We start from the raw sequence: 1,586 nt of genomic DNA on the forward strand, positions 1-1,586 counted from the left end.
AGCTTGATTTTTAAGCGGCTGCTGCGATCTTGGCGCGGTGGGCTTCGAGCGTGGGTTCGCGTTTGACGGTCTTCCCGACGCCGTGGCGGGGTGCCGACCTGCGGTTCCTCGCACCGGGCGGGCGGCCGGGGCCAGGTCGTGTCGGTTGCGGCACGGCTGCCGGGCAGGGCGTCTTCGCGCGGATGTTGCGGAACCCGCGTCGGACCCGGGCGGGCGTGAGCCTGTTCGGCAGGGCGGGTTTCTCCCAGGGGCGACGCAGGTCCTCGGCGAGGGGGCGGGCGAGACGGAGTTGGGTGTGCGCGGCGATGACGAGCCAGGTCCATAGATCTGCGGTGCTCGCGTTGCGAAAGCGCGGGGCGGTCCACCCGAGCGTCTGCTTCATCAGCCGGAATGTGTGTTCAAGATCGAAGCGGCGCAGGAACGTGCGCCAGATCCGGTCCAGGTGAGCGGTGTCGATGCCGGTGGCGGAGGACCACAGCCATAGCGGTTTCGCATCCCGTTCGCCGGGCAGGCGCTCGACCTTGAGGCGGACCAACGTGCCGTGGATCAGCGGGATTTCGCCCTCGTGGTCCAGCCACGGGCCGCGCTTTTGCAGGCGTTGGTGTATCCGGTCCCACGATCGCGCCTCGGCCTTGCCGTAGCGGTCGGTGTCCGTGCTCGTGGCCGCGTCCGGGGTGTGCCAGCTGTCGGGCTTGGCGAAGGTGAAGACCCCGCCGTGCCGGCGCGGACGCCCACCCTTGGGGCCGGAGTGGGGCTCGCCCGGGTCGCGGAGCATGACCCGGTCCGAGCGCAGTCGGCCGATCAGCTCGACCGGCAGGTCGCAAAGGACGTAGGCCAGCCGGGTCACGTCGTAGCCGGCGTCCATGACGATCAGGATGTCCGGATCGCCTTGGTGCCAGTGGCCTGCCGCGATCAGACGGTCGACGACCTCACGCAGCTGGGCCGCGGTGACGGCGGTCGCGTCGTCGGCCGGCCCCAGCCGGACCGCGTCCAGCAGCCCGACCCACGACGTGCGCCCTGACTCCAGCGCGGCGACGAAGGAGTACGGCCAGCCAGGGACGAACTGGTCGGCACTGCGGCCGCGGCCGTAGACGTGACAGAACAGGCGCTCATCGCTCGTCGGGGCGTCGGGCCGGAGCCAGTTGGAGACGTCCACCGCCAGCGCGATCCTCCCGTCCGCGAGCCGTGGCAACGGCAGCCCGGCCAGCGTGCGGCGCAGCCGGGTCGGCTCCAGCCAGCCCCGGTCCAGTGCCTGGTACATCGCGCCGTGCCCGCGCCGATGCTCGGCCGCGAGCGACAACTCGACCAGCGTCTTCACCGGCCCGTCCGTGCACAGCACCGCGTCCGTCAGCTCGAAGAGCGCGTCAGCGCGGGTGTACAGGCAGTCGTAGAACTCAACCCGAAAGCGGGACAAGATGCCCAACCCGTCGCCTGCGGGCGGGTCGAGGGGGAGACTCATACGCAGCGGCCGTTCTCTCGTGCTTCGTGACTCGACATCTCGAAGCGTGGAGAACGGCCGCCTCCGCTGTCCCGGGAAGAAGCGCAGATCAGCAGGTCGGGTGACCTGCGAGGTTAAACGGAAAGCT

The 1,586-nt window shown here is 70.2% G+C and carries 1 protein-coding gene; it reads right to left on the reverse strand.

All coding sequences use genetic code 11. The features are described from left to right. Positions 1-10: 10 nt before the first annotated feature. Positions 11-1,459, reverse strand: a complete 1,449-nt coding sequence (locus ACFVWU_RS44890) for an NF041680 family putative transposase (protein ID WP_387632510.1) — start codon at positions 1,457-1,459, stop codon at positions 11-13. Positions 1,460-1,586 lie beyond the last annotated feature (127 nt).

This window comes from Kitasatospora sp. NPDC058190 (genome assembly GCF_042883685.1).
GTDB lineage: Bacteria > Actinomycetota > Actinomycetes > Streptomycetales > Streptomycetaceae > Kitasatospora.